22 protein-coding genes are annotated in these 18,316 nt (G+C 68.8%); 13 read left to right on the forward strand and 9 right to left on the reverse strand.

The annotated features are described in order from the left end of the window. Positions 1 to 26 precede the first annotated feature (26 nt). The 4 genes from hisA to coaA all read left to right on the forward strand — a co-directional run bounded on the left by hisA (position 27) and on the right by coaA (position 3,032). Positions 27 to 770 carry a 1-(5-phosphoribosyl)-5-[(5-phosphoribosylamino)methylideneamino]imidazole-4-carboxamide isomerase gene (gene hisA / locus WDW90_RS01420; protein WP_336485460.1) on the forward strand — a complete coding sequence of 248 codons (744 nt, stop codon included), beginning with the start codon at positions 27 to 29 and terminating at the stop codon, positions 768 to 770. Positions 771 to 789: 19 nt separating this feature from the next. Next, positions 790 to 1,566, forward strand: a complete 777-nt coding sequence (hisF, locus tag WDW90_RS01425) for an imidazole glycerol phosphate synthase subunit HisF (RefSeq protein WP_336485461.1) — start codon at positions 790 to 792, stop codon at positions 1,564 to 1,566. Between the two features lie 123 nt (positions 1,567 to 1,689). Further along, positions 1,690 to 2,013 (forward strand): phosphoribosyl-ATP diphosphatase, encoded by a 324-nt coding sequence (locus tag WDW90_RS01430; protein ID WP_336485462.1) that lies wholly within the window; start codon positions 1,690 to 1,692, stop codon positions 2,011 to 2,013. Positions 2,014 to 2,039: 26 nt separating this feature from the next. Beyond that, entirely contained in the window at positions 2,040 to 3,032 is a 993-nt protein-coding gene (gene coaA / locus WDW90_RS01435; RefSeq protein ID WP_336485509.1) for a type I pantothenate kinase, read from the forward strand. Between the two features lie 91 nt (positions 3,033 to 3,123). Here the strand turns inward: coaA and WDW90_RS01440 are convergent, their stop codons facing one another. Beyond that, on the reverse strand, positions 3,124 to 4,491 hold the full coding sequence (locus tag WDW90_RS01440; RefSeq protein ID WP_336485463.1) for an RsmB/NOP family class I SAM-dependent RNA methyltransferase: 1,368 nt from the start codon (positions 4,489 to 4,491) through the stop codon (positions 3,124 to 3,126). Between the two features lie 75 nt (positions 4,492 to 4,566). Here WDW90_RS01440 and WDW90_RS01445 point away from each other — a divergent pair, with 75 nt between their 5' ends. Then, the gene (locus WDW90_RS01445; protein ID WP_336485464.1) at positions 4,567 to 4,794 is read left to right on the forward strand and encodes a DUF1674 domain-containing protein; all 228 of its coding nucleotides are present in this window, start codon (positions 4,567 to 4,569) and stop codon (positions 4,792 to 4,794) included. 84 nt (positions 4,795 to 4,878) lie between these two features. Next, positions 4,879 to 5,187 (forward strand): cupin domain-containing protein, encoded by a 309-nt coding sequence (locus tag WDW90_RS01450; protein WP_336485465.1) that lies wholly within the window; start codon positions 4,879 to 4,881, stop codon positions 5,185 to 5,187. A 16-nt stretch (positions 5,188 to 5,203) separates the two neighbouring features. Here WDW90_RS01450 and WDW90_RS01455 read toward each other — a convergent pair whose 3' ends face one another. Both WDW90_RS01455 and bluB read right to left on the reverse strand, forming a co-directional pair. Next, the gene (locus tag WDW90_RS01455; RefSeq protein WP_336485466.1) at positions 5,204 to 5,719 is read right to left on the reverse strand and encodes a L,D-transpeptidase; all 516 of its coding nucleotides are present in this window, start codon (positions 5,717 to 5,719) and stop codon (positions 5,204 to 5,206) included. A gap of 188 nt (positions 5,720 to 5,907) precedes the next feature. Next, on the reverse strand, positions 5,908 to 6,510 hold the full coding sequence (gene bluB, locus WDW90_RS01460) for a 5,6-dimethylbenzimidazole synthase (RefSeq protein WP_336485510.1): 603 nt from the start codon (positions 6,508 to 6,510) through the stop codon (positions 5,908 to 5,910). Between bluB and WDW90_RS01465 the strand changes: the two genes are divergently transcribed. Together WDW90_RS01465 and WDW90_RS01470 are read left to right on the forward strand one after the other, a co-directional pair. After that, complete coding sequence (locus WDW90_RS01465; RefSeq protein ID WP_336485513.1) at positions 6,412 to 6,630, forward strand: hypothetical protein; 219 nt, start codon at positions 6,412 to 6,414, stop codon at positions 6,628 to 6,630. The genes bluB and WDW90_RS01465 overlap by 99 nt on opposite strands. A gap of 280 nt (positions 6,631 to 6,910) precedes the next feature. Next, positions 6,911 to 7,285 carry a DUF2794 domain-containing protein gene (locus tag WDW90_RS01470; protein WP_336485511.1) on the forward strand — a complete coding sequence of 125 codons (375 nt, stop codon included), beginning with the start codon at positions 6,911 to 6,913 and terminating at the stop codon, positions 7,283 to 7,285. 128 nt (positions 7,286 to 7,413) lie between these two features. Here WDW90_RS01470 and WDW90_RS01475 read toward each other — a convergent pair whose 3' ends face one another. From WDW90_RS01475 to WDW90_RS01485, 3 genes are all read right to left on the reverse strand, one after another. Continuing rightward, positions 7,414 to 8,181 (reverse strand): Bax inhibitor-1/YccA family protein, encoded by a 768-nt coding sequence (locus WDW90_RS01475; protein ID WP_336485467.1) that lies wholly within the window; start codon positions 8,179 to 8,181, stop codon positions 7,414 to 7,416. Between the two features lie 284 nt (positions 8,182 to 8,465). Beyond that, positions 8,466 to 11,054, reverse strand: coding sequence for an ABC transporter permease (locus WDW90_RS01480; protein ID WP_336485468.1), 2,589 nt, complete (start codon positions 11,052 to 11,054; stop codon positions 8,466 to 8,468). A gap of 14 nt (positions 11,055 to 11,068) precedes the next feature. Then, positions 11,069 to 11,752 (reverse strand): ABC transporter ATP-binding protein, encoded by a 684-nt coding sequence (locus WDW90_RS01485; RefSeq protein ID WP_336485469.1) that lies wholly within the window; start codon positions 11,750 to 11,752, stop codon positions 11,069 to 11,071. Positions 11,753 to 11,908: 156 nt separating this feature from the next. On the opposite strand from WDW90_RS01485, the gene WDW90_RS01490 reads away from it, so the two are divergent. Together WDW90_RS01490 and thpR are read left to right on the forward strand one after the other, a co-directional pair. After that, a complete protein-coding gene (locus WDW90_RS01490; RefSeq protein ID WP_336485470.1) occupies positions 11,909 to 12,538 on the forward strand; it encodes an arylesterase in 630 nt (209 codons plus the stop codon). A gap of 27 nt (positions 12,539 to 12,565) precedes the next feature. Then, entirely contained in the window at positions 12,566 to 13,117 is a 552-nt protein-coding gene (gene thpR, locus WDW90_RS01495; RefSeq protein ID WP_336485471.1) for an RNA 2',3'-cyclic phosphodiesterase, read from the forward strand. Here thpR and WDW90_RS01500 read toward each other — a convergent pair. Continuing rightward, positions 13,114 to 13,341, reverse strand: coding sequence for a hypothetical protein (locus tag WDW90_RS01500; protein ID WP_336485472.1), 228 nt, complete (start codon positions 13,339 to 13,341; stop codon positions 13,114 to 13,116). The genes thpR and WDW90_RS01500 overlap by 4 nt on opposite strands. Positions 13,342 to 13,683: 342 nt before the next feature. Between WDW90_RS01500 and WDW90_RS01505 the strand changes: the two genes are divergently transcribed. The 3 genes from WDW90_RS01505 (at position 13,684) to WDW90_RS01515 (ending at position 16,442) form a co-directional block, all read left to right on the forward strand. Further along, entirely contained in the window at positions 13,684 to 15,405 is a 1,722-nt protein-coding gene (locus WDW90_RS01505) for a heparinase II/III family protein (RefSeq protein WP_336485473.1), read from the forward strand. A gap of 148 nt (positions 15,406 to 15,553) precedes the next feature. Then, complete coding sequence (locus WDW90_RS01510; RefSeq protein WP_336485474.1) at positions 15,554 to 16,072, forward strand: MarR family winged helix-turn-helix transcriptional regulator; 519 nt, start codon at positions 15,554 to 15,556, stop codon at positions 16,070 to 16,072. A 1-nt stretch (position 16,073) separates the two neighbouring features. After that, positions 16,074 to 16,442: an antibiotic biosynthesis monooxygenase family protein gene (locus WDW90_RS01515; RefSeq protein WP_336485475.1), complete on the forward strand. Its 369-nt coding sequence runs from the start codon at positions 16,074 to 16,076 to the stop codon at positions 16,440 to 16,442. Between the two features lie 181 nt (positions 16,443 to 16,623). Here the strand turns inward: WDW90_RS01515 and WDW90_RS01520 are convergent, their stop codons facing one another. Together WDW90_RS01520 and WDW90_RS01525 are read right to left on the reverse strand one after the other, a co-directional pair. Beyond that, the gene (locus WDW90_RS01520; protein ID WP_336485476.1) at positions 16,624 to 17,130 is read right to left on the reverse strand and encodes a YqhA family protein; all 507 of its coding nucleotides are present in this window, start codon (positions 17,128 to 17,130) and stop codon (positions 16,624 to 16,626) included. Between the two features lie 676 nt (positions 17,131 to 17,806). Beyond that, on the reverse strand, positions 17,807 to 18,271 hold the full coding sequence (locus WDW90_RS01525) for an AAC(3)-I family aminoglycoside N-acetyltransferase (RefSeq protein ID WP_336485477.1): 465 nt from the start codon (positions 18,269 to 18,271) through the stop codon (positions 17,807 to 17,809). Positions 18,272 to 18,316 lie beyond the last annotated feature (45 nt).

Raw genomic sequence — 18,316 nt, forward strand, 5'->3', positions numbered from 1 at the left:
CATCCCCTACGAGGCGAGTTTCGCGCGTGATCCTGTTCCCGGCCATCGATCTGAAGGAAGGGCGCTGCGTGCGCCTTGTGCAGGGAGACATGGCGCAGGCGGTCGTGTTCAGCGACGACCCCGCCGCGCAGGCCGCGACATTCGAGGAGCAGGGCTTTTCCTGGCTGCACGTGGTCGATCTCGACGGTGCCTTCGCGGGCGCGCCGATGAATGCGGCTGCCGTCGACGCGATCCTCGACCGGATCAAGCTGCCGGTGCAGCTCGGCGGCGGCATCCGGGAGATGAAGACGCTGGAGGCTTGGCTCGCCAAGGGCGTCAGCCGCGTCATCATCGGCACCGCCGCGGTCCGCGATCCCGCCTTCGTGCAGGAGGCCGCGCGACGTCATCCCGGCAAGATTGCGGTCGGCATCGACGCCAAGGACGGGCGCGTCGCCGTGGAGGGATGGGCGCAGACGTCCAGCATGACCGCGGAAGAACTCGGGCGCCGCTTCGAGGATGCCGGCGTGTCGGCGATCATCTACACGGACATCGCCCGCGACGGCATTCTGAAGGGCCTCAACATCGAGATGACCCTGGCGCTTGCCGAGGCTGTGAGCATCCCGGTGATCGCCTCCGGCGGCCTCGCCTCGATCGACGACGTGCACCGGCTTCTTCAGCCCGATTGCGCGATGCTCGCCGGCGCCATCACGGGGCGGGCCCTCTATGACGGCCGTATCGATCCCAGGGCGGCGCTGGCGGCGATACGGCAGGCCAAGGCCGGATCAGCCTGACCACGGAGGCATCAAGTCCTTGCTCAAGACCCGCATCATTCCCTGCCTCGACGTCAAGGACGGGCGCGTCGTCAAGGGCGTGCAGTTCCTCGAGCTGCGCGATGCGGGCGACCCTGTGGAATCGGCCAAGGCCTACGATGCCGCCGGCGCCGACGAACTCTGCTTCCTCGACATCACGGCGAGCCACGAGGCCCGCGGCACCCTCCTCGACGTGGTGAGCCGCACGGCCGAAGCCTGCTTCATGCCGCTCACCGTGGGCGGCGGCGTGCGCACGGTCGAGGACATCCGCACGCTGCTGCTCGCGGGGGCCGACAAGGTCTCGATCAACACGGCGGCCGTGAAGGAGCCGGACTTCGTGGCGCGTGCGGCGGAGAAGTTCGGCGCCCAGTGCATCGTGGTGGCGATCGACGCCAAGCGGGTGTCCGCGCCTGGTGAGCCAGCCGCCTGGCAGATCTTCACGCATGGCGGGAGAGTTCCGACCGGAATCGACGCGATCGCGTTCGCCCGTACCGTCGCGGCCAAAGGGGCGGGCGAACTCCTCGTCACCTCGATGGACCGAGACGGCACGCGCTCGGGCTACGATCTCGCGCTGACCCGCGCCATCACGGAGGCGGTAAGGGTGCCCGTGATCGCCTCGGGTGGCGTCGGCAGCCTCGAGGACCTTGTCGCAGGCGTGGCCGAGGGTGGCGCGAGTGCCGTGCTCGCTGCCTCGATCTTCCATTTTGGCGAGGTGAGCGTCGCGGAGGCCAAGGCGCATATGGCGGCGGCCGGTCTGGCGATGCGCCTTGATGTGTAAGGAAGGGCTATTGTCAGGAGCCCGACTTGCCCGTTAGCCGGCGTTGACGCAGTTTCGCGATCCCGGAATACCGCTTCGCGGCCCCAGAACCAGCAACGTGGGCGTTCCGTCGCCTAGGATCGAATGACCGATTTTACGCTCAGCGACCTCGCAACATTGGTCGCCGTCCGCGCGGAGGCTCCGGCGGACCAATCCTATACGGCCAAGCTACTCTCGGGCGGCCCGGCCAAGCCCGCCAAGAAGCTTGGCGAGGAGGCTGTCGAGGCAGCCATCGCCGCTGTCCAGGGCGACCGCGCCGGCTTGGTCAGCGAGGCGGCCGACGTGCTCTATCATCTGATGGTGCTGTTGCGGGCGGGCGGAGTCGAGCTCGACGAGGTCATGGCCGAGCTGGCACGGCGCACGGCTCAGAGCGGCCTCGCTGAGAAGGCCGCGAGGCGGCACACGTGACCATCGAGACGGCCAAGCCCACCCCGCTGCCGGAGCCCGATCCCGGCCCCGGCCAGGATCCGGTCACCGGCGAGGGGCCGGAGCGCCTCTCGCCCTACCGGTTGTTCCGCCGCGAGGAATGGGCGCAACTGCGCGCCGACACGCCGCTGACGCTCACGATCGAGGATATCGAGCGGCTGCAGTCGCTGAACGACCCAATCTCCGTCGAGGAAGTGGTGGCGATCTACTTGCCCCTGTCGCGTCTCCTCTCACTCTACGTCGCGGCGACCCAAGGGCTGTTCAAGGCGACGCAACGCTTCCTCATCGCGGAGCGCGAGACCAAGGTACCTTACATCATCGGGCTCGCAGGCTCGGTCGCGGTCGGCAAGTCGACGACGGCACGCGTCCTCAAGGCGCTTCTCGCCCGCTGGCCGAACACCCCGAAGGTCGACCTCGTCACCACCGATGGATTCCTGCTGCCGAATGCCGAGCTTGCCCGCCACGGCGCAATGGAGCGCAAGGGCTTTCCCGAGAGCTACGACACGGCCGCCCTGCTGCAGTTCCTGCACGACATCAAGTCCGGCAAGAAGCAGGTCACCGCGCCGCTCTACTCGCACCTCGTCTACGATCGCGTGGTCGGCGAGGAGCGGGTGGTCGAATCTCCTGACATCCTCATCGTCGAAGGTCTGAACGTTCTGCAGCCGGCGCGCCTTCCTCGCGACGGAACCGCGATCCCCTTCGTGTCGGACTTCTTCGACTTTTCCATCTACCTCGACGGGCATGAGGACGACCTGCATCGCTGGTACGTCACGCGTTTCATGAAATTGCGCCAGACGGCCTTCCGCGATCCGCGCTCGTACTTCGCCAAGTATGCCGAGGTGCCGGAGGCCGAGGCCCTGCGCATCGCCGACCATCTCTGGACGACGATCAACCTGCCGAATCTGCGCGAGAACATCCTGCCGACCCGCCAGCGGGCAAGCCTTATTCTCGCCAAGGGCGCGAGCCACCGCATCGAGAGCGTGGCGTTGCGCCGGCTCTAGCGGCGAACCTGCCATGCTGGCAGCCCTGCCCGTTGAGACGGGAGGCTGCTCCACCAGTCGACCGGACGCATCGATCGATCGGCTGCGCCGCTCATGAGCGCCGTCGAAGCCGGCTTGCGAAGAAGCCATCGAGGCCGCCGCGGACCTCGTGCGCGGCGCCGTCCAGATGCGCCGGCAGCGTGCGGAGATCCCCGTTCGGGTCGATCAGTTCGGTCAATCCGCCGGTCTCCGCAGGCCTCACGGGAACCCGCTCGTACGCGTCATGGCGACCCAGGAACGCGGCGATCTGATGCTCGCCTTCCTCGGGCTCCAGGGAGCAGGTGCAGTAGACGAGGCACCCGCCGGGTCTGACGAGCGTCGCGGCCCTGTCGAGGAGGCGGGCTTGCAACGCTGCGAGGCGGCCGATATCCGCCTCCGCCTTCGTCCAGGCCACGTCCGGATGACGCCGGATGGTGCCCGTCGCCGAGCATGGCGCATCGAGGAGTACCGCGTCGAAAGTGCCTTCTGGAACTTCCAGGGCGTCGCCGGTCACGATGTCGGCGGTGAGGCCGAGCCGGGCGAGGTTCTGACGCAGGCGCACGAGCCGCGTCGCCGATCGATCGACCGCGGTGACGACGGCACCTACGGCGGCGAGTTGTGCGGTCTTGCCGCCAGGTGCCGCGCACAGATCGGCTACGCGCGCGCCCGCGGCGGGGGCAAGCAGACGGGCAGGGATCGCGGCCGCCGCATCCTGGACCCACCAGGCACCATCCTCATAACCCGGCAGGTCCGAGATCCCGACCCGGGCGTCGCGCAGGCGCAGCGAGCCGAGCGGCAAGCGGATGGCGTCGAGCCGCTCCGCCCAGAGATCGGGCTCCGCGCGAACGGTCAGGTCGACCGCCGCACCGCGTAGATGCGCCCGCGCGATCGCTCGCGCCGTTTCTTCTCCGTAGGCCGCGCGCCAACGCGCGGCGAGCCAAGCCGGTGTGTTGTTCTCGAGCGGATCGATAGCCTCCGCCAAGATCGCATCCCGCTCACGGATCACCCGGCGCAGGACCGCGTTGACGAGGGGGCCGAGATGCTGCAGCGGCGGATCCGCCTTGGCGAGGCGGACCGAGAGATCGACCGCCGCGTGATCCGGAACGTTGAGGTCGAGGATTTGCGCGGCCCCGGTCGCGAGAAGGGCAAGAAGACGCGGCTGATTTTCCGGTAAACCCTGCTTCATCCTCCCAGCCAGCGCCCGCTTGAGAAAGCCGAGGCGACGGAACGTCACCGTCGCGATGGCGCGGGCGAGAGCCGCATCAGCCGGATCGAGGCAGGCGCCGCGACCGGCCTGCGCGAGCGCATCCTCGAGCGCGAAGGCCCGGTTCTTGCCGATCAGGTCGGCGACCGCGCTCTGTGCCACCCGCCGGGCGCCGAGTCCCGCGACACTCGCCTCCAGCGCCGCGTCCGAGCCGGCCGCATTGCGGCGTGTCGCCATCGAACCTAACTTCCCGTGACCGGGCGGGCGCCATCGCCCGTCTCGGTCCATTGCCCTTCCATCTGAGCGCGTCCGATGCAAGTCCCAACGAAAGCCCAGATCGCGCAGGTCGATGAGGCTGGGCCGGGTCGCCCGCTGACTCCGGCCGCCGAGCGGGCGCTCGCCGAGGCGGCCGAGCGCCGCGCCGCCATCGACGCCCGTGCGGCAGCGGTCGCCGCGAAAGACGAACGGTTCGGGCGCGGAGGATTGGAACCGGTCCGCTACGACGACTGGGAAGTGAAGGGGATTGCTGTCGACTTCTAGGCACGGGCCGGAACCGCGCCATCCGGAACGACCGAGTGAAGGCTGCCGTTTGCCCTCATGGACACAGACGAGGGTCACGCGGCCATGGCAACGAAGATTTCCAGCAGGACGGCATCCGCGGGCGCGCAGGGCGAGGTGAACCTCGCGGCCGGCGAGCGCGTCGCATTGCGGATGTGGCGCGACGAGCCGCCGACGGACCATAAGCCCAGCGCGAGCCGGCCTTACGAGACGGTCGGCTACGTGATCTCAGGCCGTGCCGAACTGCAGCTCAAGGGCGAGACGATCACTCTCGAGCCCGGAGATTCCTGGCTCGTGCCGGCAAGGACCGAGCACACCTACAGAATTCTCGAGACCTTCACAGCGGTGGAGGCGACGGCGCCTCCGGCTTCTTGAGACGGACAACGCCTCGTCAGCGCACCATGTAGACCTGCGTGCCGACCGAGACACGGCCGTAGAGATCGACAATATCCTGGTTGTACATGCGCACGCAGCCATAAGAGGCGTAGGTGCCGACGGAACTCGGCCGGTTGGTGCCATGGATGGCGTATTCGCCACCAGCGAGCGTCATCGCGGCGACCCCCATCGGGTTGCGCGGCGAGCCGCCCGGAATGAGGTTCGGCAGTCTCGGATTGTCGCGCCTCACTTCGTTCGGCGGCGACCAGGCCGGCTGCACATACTTGCCGTCGATTTTCGTGGCACCGATCCACTGCTTGCCCGGCTTGCCGACCGCGACGGGATACCGGATCGCCGTCCCATCCCCGTTCACGAGATACAGGCGCCGCTCGGAGATACGAATGACCACCGATCCGGGCGAAACGGAAAATTCGTGGAATGGAACCATCTCGCGTGCCTGAGCGGGCATCCACGATCCCAGGCCCGCTAGCACCAGGCCGGCGGCTGCACCCCATTCTCTCTGCCCGAACATCGGAAGTCGTCCTCGGAAGCGTGACCGTACGCAGGACGATAATTCGCGGCCAAGATTGCCGTTCCGCGAGGCGGACATGTTCTTGTGGATCTTTCCCACCGTGTTCGGTGGTTTGGGTAAAAACTGCGCAGTCCTTCGCGCGCAAAGGTCTCGAAATGCGAAAACCCGGCCCTAACCTTTCTCGCTCATCAGCGCTCGAGGAGCCGGGTGGCGGCCTCGCATCGACCTTGCCAGCCGTTGCGCTCAAGTTCCGGATCGAGATGCTCCTCGACGGGAAAGCCGACGCAGAGATAGGCGATCAGGTGCCACGTCTCGGGGACGGCGAGGATCCGGCGGACCTTATCTCGCTCCACGATGGAGACCCAGCCGACGCCGAGTCCATGCGCCCGCGCCCCGAGCCAGAAGCTCTGCACGGCGCCGACCACCGAATAGTGCAACATCTCCGGCATCGTGCCGCGGCCGAGCCCATGACCGGCACCGGTGGCATCGTCGCAGAACACGGCGAGATGAATCGGCGCCTCTCGCAGCCCTTCGAGCTTCAGACGCCGATAACGATCTCGCTTGGCATCCGCGTAGCCGGCGGCGGCGATCGCGTTGCAGCGCTCGAAGTTCGCGATCACGGCCGCACGGCGCTCCCTGTCGGAGACGCGCACGAAGCGCCAGGGCTGGCTGTTCCCGACCGACGGACTGCGATGAGCGAGCGACAGGCAGGCACGCAAGAGTTCCTCGGCGACCGGATCGCTGCGAAAGCGGCGCACGTCGCGCCGCCAAGCGAAAAGCTCGCCGAGCATCTCGCGAAAGCGATCATCGAAGGAGGGCACGCCTGGAATCCCGATTGCGAAGGCGTGTCTCTTAGCTCGAACGGCGCGGCCGCGCGCAGAAAAAAGGCCGCTCCGGAGGAGACGGCCTGAAGTCCTTGGGTCTCGAAACCTCTGGAGTGTCGACCGTGGGATCCGGTGCAGCGTCCGAGGGCTGGGGAGCTCGGGATTCGGGCGCTGGGCCGGGCACGGACCGACGAGGTTCGGCCGACGTTGTGTCGCTGCAACAAGGCCCGGAAAAGGCGCGAACGCGGCAGAACCGTGGTGGTTTGTTTCGCCAACGTGGCTGTGGCGCAACATTCCGAACCCTTGCGGGCAGAGCCAGCGGAGCCCATCATCCGGCTAACCGAAGCTGTGAAACGATGGAGCGATGATGAGCGAGAGGACGAGCGCCGAGCCATCCCCCAATGATCCCGCCTCGCGCGTGGTCCCGTTTCCCGCCTCACCGCCCGCTCCTCAGGTCTCCTTCAACCGCGACGAACTCCGCGCGATCTTCAACCTGTATGGACGCATGGTCGCCGACGGCGAGTGGCGCGATTACGCCCTCGACTTCCGGCGCGACAAGGCAGTGTTCTCGATCTATCGCCGCACCTCGGAGATGCCGCTCTACCGGGTCGAGAAGGATCCGAAGCTCGCCCGGCGCCAGGGCGCCTACGCGGTCGTCGCAGCGAGCGGGCTCGTGATGAAGCGCGGCACCGATCTCGGCCGTGTCCTGTCCGTACTGGAGAAGCCGTTTCGCGTGGTCTGATGGCGCGGCGATGCGGCCCCCGAGCGAGACGGGGTGCCGGTCCCGTCCGTTCACCTCGGTCATCGGCCTACAGAAAAGGCCCCGGCGCTGGGCGCCGGGGCCTCTCTTGTTCCGGTTTGGCCTCGCGCTTAGCGGCGGTCGCCCATCAGCGAGAGCAGGAACTGGAACATGTTGATGAAGTCGAGATAGAGCGTCAGAGCGCCGTTCACCGAAAGCTTGGCCGCACCCTCACCATCGAAGCCGCTGTAGAGATACATCTCCTTGAGCTTCTGGGTGTCATAGGCGGTCAGGCCCGCGAAGATCAGCACGCCGAGCACCGAGATCGCGAACTGCAGCGCGCTCGAAGCCAGGAAGATATTCACCAGGGAGGCGATGATCAGTCCGATCAGGCCCATGATCAGGAACGAGCCCATGCCGGACAGGCTGCGCTTGGTGGTGTAGCCGTAGAGGCTCAGACCACCGAACGTCGCCGCCGTGATGAAGAACACGCGCACCACGCTCGCGCCCGTAAAGACGAGAAGCAGGGTGGACATCGAGGCACCCATCACCGCCGCGAAGGCGAAGAACATGGTGCGCGCCGAGGAGGCGGACATCCGGTCCATCCGCATCGAGAAGATGAAGATGAAGGCGAGCGGCGCCAGCATCAGCACCCACTTTAGGGGGCTCGTGTAGAGCATCTGGCCGAAAGGGGTCAGCGCGAGCCGACCCGTCTCGGTCTGAGCGGTCGCGGCCATGTTGAGGCCTAGTGCCACGAGGCCCGAGATGCCGAGCCCCACGACCATGTTGTTGTAGACGCCGAGCATGAAGCTGCGCAGTCCCTGGTCGACCTCGACCTGGGTGCCGGCGTACCCGGGGGCTTGCGCGCCGTACCGGAAGGGAGAGTTGTCGAATGCCATGGGAGTTTCCTTTGGAAGCTCTCTCAGCGTGGTGTTGAGAACGAGGCTCACGCGGGACCTCTGGCGCCGCCTCGGGCGCCTCGCCACTAAATATGTTGCGTTGCGCCCGTAGGCACAAGAGGCCAGCCGAGCTTCAGGGTGCGGTTTTTGGGTGCGGGACAGCTGTATTTTTGTTTGTTAAATCAGGGATTAAATCGATGTAACCCTTCGCCGCGCCAGGGCTCGATTGGATCATTGCGTGCGGCGCTTCTCCTTGGTGCGGAACGGAACGGCGGGACGGAGGGCTAGAATTGCCGGAGGTAGGGGGCGGGCTTCTGGCCGAGGATGCGCCAGGTGCCGGCAAGCCCCAGCAGCACCGAGAACACCACCGCGAGGCCCGCCGCGACGAGCGCGCCGGACAGATCAAGGCCGAAATCGAGGCGCATGACCTTCGTCACGATGATCCAGCCCGCGAGCGTGCCAGCGAGCAGGCCGAACAGCGCGCTGGCGAGGCCAAGTGATCCGTATTCGAGCGCGTAGGCCGTGAGCAGCCGCGCCCGGCCAGCCCCCAGGACCTTCAGCACCACGGCATCGTAGAGGCGTGCCCTGTGCCCGGCCGCGATGGCACCGGCCAGAACGAGGAGGCTTGCCGCGACCGCGATGCCGCTCGCTCCCCGGATCGCCAGGACGAGCCGGCCGACGAGATCGTTCACGGCCTCCAGCGCGTCCTTCACCCGGACGCTCGTCACCGAGGGATAGGCGCGGGCAACGTCGCGCAGGATCGCATTCTCGACCGCCGCATCCGTGCCGCCCGGGAGCGTCAGGGTCGCGAGATCGGAATGTGGTGCGCCTCGGAAGGTGCCGGGGGAGAAGACCATCACGAAGTTGATGCCGAGCGAGCGCCACTCGACCTTGCGCAGGTTTGCGACCTTCGCCGTCAGATTGCGCCCGAGCACGTTGACGGTGACGCTGCTGCCGATGGAGAGCCCGAGGCTGCGGCCGAGCTCGAAGTCGAACGAGACAAGCGGCGTGCGCCCCTCCGCGGCATCCCACCATCGGCCCGCGACGAGGGTCGAGCCCTCCGGCAGGTCTTCCGAGTAGGTGATGCCGCGATCCCCATCGAGAACCCAGGCCGCGTCCTCGGGCGGCCTGATCATCCCGGCGGGCACGCCGTCGAGCGCGATGATCCGCCCGCGCATCATCGGAACCCGCTCGATCTTGCCGACGGGGGCCGCCTTTCCGAGAAAGGCGTGGAAGGACTCGGCTTCCGCGGCCGGGACGTCGAGGAAGAACAGGTTCGGAGCGTGTGCCGGCAGCGTGCTCGTGAGCGCGCGCCGCACGTTGGCATCGATCACGCTCAGTGTAACGAGGAGCGTCACGCTGAGGCCGAGCGACAGCACGATGGCGGGCGTCAGCGCTCCCGGCCGATGCAGGTTCGCGAGGGCCATACGGGGCACGGCCCGCCGCGGCCTCGGGAGACGGCGGGCGAGCGCCATCAATCCGAAGCCGACGAGGCGCAGCAGACCGAAGGCCATGCCAGCCGCCGCGATGAAGATGAGCGCGACCCGCCGGTCGAAAGCCGTGGTAAGACTCAAGGCGATGAGTGCCGCCAACGCAACCGCGAGGATTAGGCGGTAGCGCGCTCGGGCGCCGCGGCCCGCCGGATCGACGGCGTCGCGAAAGAGTCCCGAGACGGGGATGTCGTGCGCGCGCCCAAGCGGCGTGATCGCGAAGGCCAGCGCCGTGAGCAGGCCATAGGCCGCTGCAAGCAGCAACTCGGTCGGAGCCAGCGTCGGGTTCAGCGGCAGCGGCAGATCGTCCCGGAACAAGCCTTCGAGGAGGAACGGTAGACCCGCCCCGATCGTGAGGCCGAAAGCCGTGCCGAGGCCCGCGATCATCATCACCTGGGCGAGATAAAGCGCCACCACCTGCGAGCCCGGCGCACCGATGCTCTTCAGGGTCGCGATCGAGGCGCGCTTGCGCTCGACGAAGGCGTGCACGGCGTTTGCGACGCCGACGCCGCCAACGATGAGGGCGGTGAGCCCCACCAGGGTTAGGAACTGGGTGAACCGTTCGACGCTCTTGGCGAATCGCGGATCGGCGTTGACGCGTGACCGCGTCTCCCAGCCGGCATCGGGCGCAGCCTTCGCGATCCGCTCGCCGATATGCGCAAGTTCCGCATCGCCGGCGCCGGGCAGCTGCAGGCGATAGCTCCAGCGATTGAGGCTTCCGGGCTGTACGAGGCCGGTCGCCCGCAGCGCGGCCTGCGATACGATCAGGCGCGGCCCGAAGCCGATCCCGTTGGCGATCTTGTCGGGCTCGCTGACCAGGGTCCCGCGGATCGCGAAAGGCTTGCCGCCCAGCGTGATCGTATCACCGAGCCTGATGTCGAGCCGCGTCAGCAGGGCCGGATCCGCCACGGCGCCATCCGCGCCGTCACGCGCGTCGAGGAGTTCCGCCAGCGGTTTCTGCGGGGCCGTGACGAGCTCGCCTGCGGCCGGGTAGGCGTCGTCGACGGCCTTCAGCTCGACGAGGGCGGCACCCTTGTCCCCCGCGACCGCCATGGCGCGCAGCGTCGCAACGACGCTGACCCGGCCCTGAGCAGCGAGCACCGCGCGCTCGGCATCCGTCGCCTCGCGGTTGATGAGATTGTAGCTGAGGTCGCCCCCGAGGATGCGCCGGCCCTCGCGCCCGAGGCCGTCCGAGAGGGAGCGCGAGACCGAGGCGACGCCCGCGATCGCCGCGACGCCAAGTGCGATGCAGGCGAGGAATACCGCGAAGCCCGACAGGCCGCTGCGCAGTTCGCGCAGGGCCAGACGAAGGGTCAGAGGCAGCCCGGAGAAGGATGCCGGTGCGCGTCGCTCGGGTTCGGCGCGGGGGAGGGTGCCGTGCATTCAGGCGCCTCGCATCACGCGGAAACCGGGGTCTCGATGCGCCCGGACCGCAGGCGCACGGTGCGGTCGCACAGCCTCGCGAGCCCGGGATCGTGGGTGACCAGCACGAGCGTGACGCCGCGGTCTCGCTTGAGCGCGAACAGCAAATCGATGATCTGGGCTCCCGTTGCCTCGTCGAGATTGCCGGTCGGCTCGTCCGCGACGAGGATCGCGGGGTCCGGCGCCACCGCACGGGCGATGGCGACGCGCTGCTGCTCGCCGCCGGAGAGCTGAGCCGGGTAGTGATGGAGCCGGTGGCCCAGGCCGACCGACCGTAACTCGGCCTCGGCGCGGGCATGGGCCCCCGGCTTGTCGGCGAGTTCGAGGGGCAGCGCCACGTTCTCCAGCGCCGTCATGGTCGGGACGAGGTGGAATGCCTGGAACACGATGCCGATGCGCCGGCCCCGGAATCGGGCGAGCCCGTCCTCGTCGAGGCGGCCGAGATCCGTCCCCTCGATCGTCACCGAGCCCGCATCCGGACGCTCCAGGCCGGCCATGACCATCAGAAGGGTGGACTTGCCCGAGCCGGACGGGCCGACGAGGCCGACCGCCTCCCCGCCCGCCACCTCGAGCGAGATGCCCCGCAGGACGTGCACGCGGGCAGCGCCCCGGCCGAGGCTGAGATCGACCTCCGAGAGGGCAATGGCCTTGCCGGACATCAGGCGGAAACCGATCTGTGGGTTCGTAGAGGCATGTACGCTGAGGGTCGGGGTTGGCTGCGGATGGTTCGGTGCGCTTTGGCACGTCTCGCGTCGCGGATCGATATGGCGCTCGGCACGCTGCGACGCCATGATGGCAGGCACGGGGCGGCGCTGATGGTTCTCTTTGCCGCATTGAGTCTCGTCGGCTCCCCGGCCCGCACGGCACCTGCCGAACGGTCCCTCAACCTGGTGGCCCTCGGGGACAGCCTCACGGCCGGCTATCGGCTCCCGGCGGACGCCGCCTTCCCGGCCGTGCTGGAGCGGGCGCTGAAGGAGCGGGGGCATGCCGTCACGGTGGCCAATGCCGGCGTCTCGGGCGACACGGCGACGGGGGGCCTCGACCGCCTCGAATGGTCCGTGCCGGACGGGACGGACGGGGTGATCGTCGAGCTCGGGGCCAACGACATGCTCCGGGGCACCGACCCCGCGGTGACGAGGCGGGCGCTGGACTCGATCGTCAGCCGCCTCAAGGCGCGCGGCATCCCGGTGATGCTCGCCGGCATGAGGGCCTCCTCCAACCTGGGGCCGGACTATTCGGCGCGCTTCGACGCGATCTATCCGGGACTGTCCGAGCATTACGGACTCGTGCTGTATCCGTTTTTCCTCAACGGGATAGCCGGTGACCGGGCCTTCAGCCTCGACGACGGGATCCACCCCAACGCGAAGGGCGTCGAGGCGATCGTCGCCGGCATCCTACCCTCCGTCGAGACGTTCCTGAACCGGATCCAGGGCACGCCGCGTTAGAGGTTTGCGTCCCCCGGAGCCCGATCCATGCCGCGCCTGTTCACCGGATTGGAGATCCCGCCCGAGATCGCGGCAGCGCTCGCCGGCTTGCGTGGCGGCATCCCGGGGGCGCGCTGGATCGAGCCCGACGACTACCACATCACCCTGCGGTTTCTCGGCGACGTATCGGAACAAGTCATGAACGACTGGTGCGCCGAACTCGCCGAGGCGCGGCCGCGCGAACCGATCGGGGTCACGCTCGACAGCCTCGCGAGTTTCGGCGGCGACAAGCCGCGGGCCGTGCTCGCCCGCGCGACCCCGACGGCCGCGCTGGCCGAACTGCAGGCCGAGCACGAACGCATCGCGCGGCGAATCGGCGCCGAGCCCGAGCGGCGCAAGTTCACGCCGCACGTGACGCTGGCGCGCCTGCGCCGGGAGGCGACGCCGGAGGGCGTGGCCATGTACCTGTCGCAGACCGGCATCGTCGAGCCCCTCCGGTTCGCGGCGACCCGGGTGGCCCTGTTCTCGGCACGCGACTCGACCGGGGGCGGGCCCTACGTCGTCGAGGCGGCGTTCCCGTTCGATGCCGGGGGCGCCTAGAGGAGGCCGAGCTGCCCGCCGCCGCCGCTCTGCGAGCGCCGCTTCGGGCGGTCGCCGACGAGCACGCCCGCCACCGAGACCGAGGCCTTGAAGGCCGCGATGTCGGCATAGGCCTGGACCTGCGTCCGAAAGCGGGAGGGCGAGCAGACCACGGCTCCGGAGCGCTCGTCCAACAGCGTCCAGAACCACAGGCCGGTCGGGTCTTCGGAGATGTCGAAACGCATCGGCGACACTGTCCAGGTGGCGGACGACGGCACGATACCGCAGAAAAAGCCTCGGCGGGTAAATGTCTTAGCCGGATCAAGGCATTGCCGGCTACCAACAGGCGATTCGGAGTCCTTGTCCCCGAAATCACCGCTGTCCACATGCTGCATTGCAGCGCGGAGCCCGCCGCTTGACGGCGAATCATGCGCCCTCCGCCGCCGGCGACTCGATCTGCGGCGGGATCAGGCCGGAGAAAGAGCCTGGGCTTATGCTTAACCGCTGGTTAAGAGGCCCCTTCTAGCTTCGTCCGGCAAGGAGGCGGGCCGGCGCATGCGCGTCTCGCGGCCCGGCGAGGAGATCGCGTGCGTTGGGGGCCTGATCGCTGGCGCTTCTATCGTCTCATCGGGCGCGAGGTCGCGCGCGCGGGGCGCGCCGCGTCGGCGCGGCTGACGGCCCCGCGCGACATCCTGGCCCGCGTGCGGGTGACGGGTCTCGTCATCGCCCCGCAGGACCTGCGCACCAGCGACGCCACCTTCGCGGACGACATCTACGCGGGCCTGTTCGTGTTCGCGGGGCGCTCGCTCGCCGTCAGCGGGCGCTCGCCCTTCGACTACACCCCGCCCTCGCCGGAATGGGCCGAGGTGCTCTACGGCTTCGGCTGGCTGCGCCACCTGCGCGCCGCCGACACGGCGCTCGCCCGCGCCAACGCCCGGGCCTTCGTGGCGGATTTCATGGCCGGCCGCGGCGATCCAGCGCTCGCCCGGCCGACCCCCGTCGCGGCGCGGCGGCTGATCTCCTTCCTCAGCCAGTCGCCGCTGGTGCTGGAGGGCGCCGACCGGACCTTCTATCTCGCCTTCCTCAAGACGCTGGCCAGGTCGGCCGGCGAGCTCGAGCGGGACCTGCGCCGCGGCCTGCCGCCGGCCTGGCGCCTCAGCGCGGCCGTGGCCCTCTGCTACGCGGGCCTGTGCTGCGAGGGCATCGAGCCGATCCTGCGCCGCGCCACTCGCATCCTGTCGCGCGAGCTCGACCGGCAGGTCATGGCCGATGGCGGCCATCGCTCGCGCGACCCGCGCTTCGCCATGGAGCTGCTGCTCGACCTGCTGCCGCTGCGGCAGAGCTACCTCAGCCGCAGCATCGATCCGCCGGAAGCGCTGCTGCGCGCCATCGACCGGATGCTGCCGCTGCTGCGGCTCCTGCGTCACGCGGACGCCTCGCTCAGCCACTTCAACGGCATGGGCGCGACCGCGGCCGACCACCTCGCGACGCTCCTCGTCTACGACGGCACCCTGGCGCAGCCGCTGATGCACGCGCCGAATTCCGGCTACGAGCGGCTCGAGGGCGGCCGCATCGTCGTGGTGGCCGATGTCGGGGCGCCGCCGCCGCTGCCTTTCTCGCGGAATGCCGGTGCCGGCTGCCTGTCCTTCGAGATGTCGAGCGGGCCGCAGCGGATCGTCGTCAATTGCGGCGTCCCCGCGAGCGGCGCCGAATTGCGGCGGCTCGCCCGCAGCACGGCCGCGCATTCCACCGCAACGGTCGCCGATACCTCCTCGTGCCGCTTCCTCGCCGCGGACGGCTGGTGGGGCGAGCGGATCGCCGCGGACTGGCTCTGCCGCCGCCTCGGCCCCGTCATCCTGCGCGGGCCGGCCGACGTGAAGTCCGAGCGCCCGCATCAGGAGGACGCCGTCGTTCTGGCCGCCCGCCACGACGGCTACGCGGAGGATTGCGGCCTCGTCCACGAGCGGCGCTGGCGGCTGTCGGGCGCCGAGGGCCGGCTCGACGGCGAGGACGCCTTCGTGCGCGTGGGCAAGGGCCGGCACAGGCCGCAGGACGTCGCGGTCCGCTTCCACCTGCATCCGACCGTCGCTGTGCGGGGCGAGGCCGCGGACGGCGTCGTCCTCACCCTGCCGCTCGGCGAGGTCTGGGACTTTCGCGCGGACGGGGCCGCCCTCGCGATCGAGGAGAGCGTCTACTTCGCCGGGCTGACGGGCGCGCGGCGCACCGACCAGATTGTGCTGCACCTGCGCGTCGGCGAGACGACCCGCCTGCGCTGGTCGTTCACGCGCCGCGCCGTGCCCGCCGCCTAGGTGCAGGGCCCCGGGATCCGGACCGGACGAGCCCGAGGGGAGCGTTCACGTCAGACCTGAGCGGGTTGGACATGATCTTTCACGCCGTCTCTTTTGACAACATCTTGTCATGTTGACAATTAGATGCTCGTGGGCGTAATGAGGGCGGATGACGCGCCTCCACTCCACCGAGGACGACCGGAAAGCCTGCCTGCGGAGGGCGCTGACGGGCCTCGTGATCGAGGTGTTTCGCCTCAACGGCGACCTGCTCGCCGCCGGCGACGCCCTCGTCGGTGACCTCGGCCTGACAAGCGCCCGCTGGCAGGTGCTCGGCGCCGTTGCCCTCTCGCCCGTGCCCCTGCCGGTGGCGCACCTTGCCCGCAACATGGGCCTGACCCGGCAGGCCGTGCAGCGCTCGGTGGGCGAGATGCGGGCGGACGGCCTCGTCCGCCTCGACCCGAACCCGCACCACCGACGCGCCATGCTCGTCACCATGACCGAACGGGGCGAAGGGGCCTACCGCGCGGCGAGCGAGCGCCAGGGACGATGGGCCGAAGCGCTCGCGGCCGGCCTGTCGCCGGAGAAGATCGAGGCCGCCGCGGACCTGCTGCGCGAGATGCAGCGCCGCCTCGCGGGTCCCGGTCCCGTCACCCCCACCGCGGCCGACGCCAAGATCGAGGAGGTTTGAGATGCCGAACATCGTCGAGATGGACCGCGCCGTCACGCTCAGCGATCAGCTCAAGAGCGAAGAGGGCCCGGTGGTCCTGATCAACACGTTCGTCGTCGCGCCCGAGGATGCCGACCGATTGCTCGCCACCTGGGCGGCCGACGCCGCGATCATGAAGGCGCAACCGGGGTTCATCTCCACCCAACTCCACCGCGGCATCGCGGGGAGCGGGGTGTTCCTGAACTACGCCGTCTGGCAGTCGGTCGCGCACTTCAGGGCCGCCTTCGCCGATCCCGAGTTCCGGGCACGGCTTGCCGACTACCCGGAGAGCGCGACGGTGAGCCCGCACCTCTTCCGCAAGATCGAGGTTTCCGGCATCTGCGTCGCGTGAGCTCGGTTGCGGATTCCGACGCCGCGGAGCCGGAACACCTCGGCCATCGCCGCCCCCGGCTGTCGGCAACGGACCACGAAAGCGCAGCCCCGACAACGCCTTCCCTCGGTTCAGACCCGCGCGGGTGCAGACCCGAGCGCAGGTCCGCCGAAGCGGCGACCGGCAGGCATCCGCGAGGGGTTCAAGCGGAGCCTGACCGCATCTCGGCTGGCGGGGATCGGTGGGATTTGCCCATGAGGTATCGCGCGGCCGCGATCACCAGGATGGAGACCGGCTTGACCAGGGTTGTCCAGTCGGTCGGCGTCTCGGGGTTCTCGATGTCGGTCGCGAAGTCGACGACGAGGTATCCCAGGATGACGTCGACCAGGGTCTGTTCCAGCACATCCACCCCGGTGACCTGCATCCAGGTCGGCAGCCGCTCGCGCACATGCCGAGGCAACTGGATCGCGAAGCCGAACGCGATCGCGTAGGCGAAGATCACGAGCACGACGCCGAACAGGAAGGCATCGGTGGCCCGCATCACCGCGGCCGTGACGTCGCCCGCCGCGTCGGCTCCGCTCGTCCACAGGACGGCAGCGCTGTGCGCGAGCTTCACGAAAGCCAACCAGAACATCATGGCCCCGCCCAGGATGGCGCCCACGGCGGCGAGCAGGAGCAGGAACCGGACGGAGAGGATGGCCCGCACCATGGCAGACAGCTCCTTGAGACGTCGAATCCCGTTCACGGACGAGATCGACGGGACCTCTCGACAATCCGTCTCGAAACTCTCGAAGGGCGTTTGAGAACAGGACCGTGAGCGGGATGCATGCGGGCCGACGTCGTGCAGGACGAGCAAGAACACGGACCGCGAGTCGTCGAAGCCTGCGGCCGCGCCTCGCTCAGAATCAGCGCTGAGCGGTACACCGCCCTAGCAGATAGGGACTTATCAAGCAGTCCCGGAGCGCGGCGCAGGTCTCGTGCGTGCGTTATCAGTCATTCGCCGATGAAGGTCGGCGCGGCGTCGAGGTTCGATCCGGATCGGCTGCTGCGACGACGCACGATCCACGACGCATCGCATCGGGACGGGAGGGCACGCTGGCCGAGCGCCGTCCCTTCCGCAACTCGGGATGCGCTCGCGAAACGCTTGGGATTTGTCCCCGAAACGCTTGGGATTTGTCCCCGAAACGCTTGGGATTTGTCCCCGAAACGCTTGGGATTTGTCCCCGAAACGCTTGGGATGCGTCCGCGAAACGGTTGCCGGTCCGGCGCGACGCAACGCGACGGGACGCCGGCACCCGGTGAGACGGACCGACGTTTTCCCCCGGTCGCACGGCGCGGTCCGCTCGCGGAGATCGCCTCCCGCGGCTGCCCTGCGCCGCCTCAGGCTACCGATCGACGGCGATGTCGAAGTGCATCACGTCCTCGCGGGCTCCGAGCTTGCCGTAGAGCGAGACGGCCGGATCGTCGCCAGGGTCGGCCTGAACGTAGACCACTGAGGCCTCGCGCTGCGCGCCGATCCTGCGCACGCCCTCGACGAGGGCGGTCGCAACGCCGCGCCTCCGGTCCTGCGACCGGACGGCCAGATCGTAGATGTAGATTTCCCGTCGCCTCCGCTCGAACTTGTCGAGTTCGTAGGCGACGAGGCCGCCCAGGAGCGCGTCGTCGGCCAGAGCCGCGAGAACGATGACGTGCTCCTTGGCGAGCAGGGCCGCGAGATAGGCGTCATCCGGCGGCTCGGCCGCGTACGTATCCCGGTCGTCGAACGCCTCGCCGAACAACGCGTTCAGCGCGCGAAGGCGCGGGATGTCGCAAGCCTGCAGGCGCTGGATCGTGACGGTCGCGGCGCGCATCGGCCGAACGTAGCACGTTTTCCCGATGAGGCCGTGCTCGAAGGC

The organism is Methylobacterium nigriterrae, from assembly GCF_037106235.1.
GTDB lineage: Bacteria > Pseudomonadota > Alphaproteobacteria > Rhizobiales > Beijerinckiaceae > Methylobacterium > Methylobacterium nigriterrae.